The sequence below is a fragment of the Alteromonas sp. a30 genome (assembly GCF_026788005.1).
In the GTDB taxonomy this organism is placed as follows: Bacteria; Pseudomonadota; Gammaproteobacteria; order Enterobacterales; family Alteromonadaceae; genus Paraneptunicella.
The window spans coordinates 1-1,407 of sequence record NZ_JABEPE010000069.1 but is presented as its reverse complement, the minus strand read 5'-3'; the positions used below and the strand labels follow the sequence as shown (position 1 = coordinate 1,407).

The window sequence follows — 1,407 nt, the reverse complement described above, 5'->3', positions numbered from 1 at the left end:
CTTCGCAAGCCCCAAGCAGGCGAATTACGCGGTATTAAGTTACTGGATGTAATGCAAATGGATGTCACAGCTTATATGCAACTACTGCCCAGAATCACCGCGCCAATGCTTACAGAACAGCAAGTTTCAGCGCTAGATCCTGCGGATTTAATGAAGGTGATGAACGGTGTGCAGCATTTTTTCTTGGATGCCGACTCCCAAACGATGTGATGGAAGTCTGGGCCGAGATAAACCTTGTCTTTGGCGGCGGTTGGCCACCGTCTGAAATGGATAATATGGCGTTGGATGAACTGCTTCAATGGCATCAAATCGCAATTGAAAAACACCAGCAGTCTCAGCCTCGTTAACTCATGCCTTATTTGTTCATACAGAAAAGACCTTTCCGCCCAATCAAGCCGCCAAATTAAACCGCTTAAGCAAAAAGGGGTAAAGACAAACGATGAGCAAAGAATTAAAGCTTCACATCATGCTAAAGGCCGTGGATAAGGTGACGCGGCCTTTTCGCGGTATCCTTCAATCCGCTGAAAAAATGCGTGGGAAAATGGCAAGCACCGGCGCGGAATTGAAATCGCTTCACAAAACCCAAGCCACAATAAGCAGCTTTAAATCTTTGCAAACAGCGCTTAGGGATTCCGCGCAAACGTTAACGCAAAAGCGCGAAGTGGCACGGCGTTTACAGCAGCAACTACAAGAAACCAAACGGCCCACACAAGCCTTGAGAAACGCCTTTTTAAAGGCCAAAGCCGCAGCCAACAAAGCCGAACAAGCACACATTAATAAACGCGAATCGCTGGCGCGCCTTAACACCACATTAAAACAGGCGGGTATCGACGTTCGGCACTTATCAGCGGCAGAGCAAACCCTCGCCAGCCGTGTAAATAAGGTGAATGAAAGGCTTGGCACACAAGCAACGCGCCTTGAAAACATCCGCAAGAAAACCAACGCCATGACCAAAGCCCGCCAGCAGTACGATAAAACCGTGCAGCATAACGCGAACGTGGGCATAGCTGGCGCGGCAGGTGTGGCAACCGGCTCATCTGTCCTTAGGAAAATGGGGGAATTTATTCAAACGGGTATCACCTTTGAAAAACAAATGTCGAAGGTGGGCTCGTTGGCGCGGCTAAACAAAACCTCGCAAGCTTTTAAGCAGCTTCAGCAACAAGCCGAAATGCTCGGCGCAAGTACGGAATTTTCAGCCACCCAAGCGGGACAAGGAATGCAGTTTCTGGCAATGGCAGGGTTTAATGCGCGGGATATTCTGGCATCTATGCCAAGCATGTTGAATTTGAATTATGCCGATGGCAACACCGAGCTAAAAGAAACCGCCGATATTGCCTCTAACATACTCAGCGGCTTTAAATTAAAAGCCAATCAAATGCCCAAAGTAGCGGATGTGCTCACCGCCAC

The 1,407-nt window shown here is 48.7% G+C and carries 3 protein-coding genes; all 3 read left to right on the top strand.

Going from position 1 to position 1,407, the window contains the following annotated elements; genetic code table 11:
* A partial coding sequence (locus HJG39_RS19170; RefSeq protein WP_268412011.1) for a phage tail assembly protein occupies positions 1 to 210 on the top strand: 210 nt, incomplete at its 5' end.
* Positions 210 to 347, top strand: coding sequence for a GpE family phage tail protein (locus HJG39_RS19165; RefSeq protein ID WP_268412013.1), 138 nt, complete (start codon positions 210 to 212; stop codon positions 345 to 347). The genes HJG39_RS19170 and HJG39_RS19165, both read left to right, overlap by 1 nt.
* Positions 348 to 439: 92 nt before the next feature.
* Positions 440 to 1,407 (top strand): phage tail tape measure protein (locus tag HJG39_RS19160; protein ID WP_268412010.1); only part of this gene is annotated, 968 nt, incomplete at its 3' end.

Coding starts and splice junctions, on each gene's coding strand:
- HJG39_RS19165 (WP_268412013.1), top strand. CDS start 210: ATGGAAGTCTGGGCCGAGATAAACCTTGTCTTTGGCGGCGGTTGGCCA.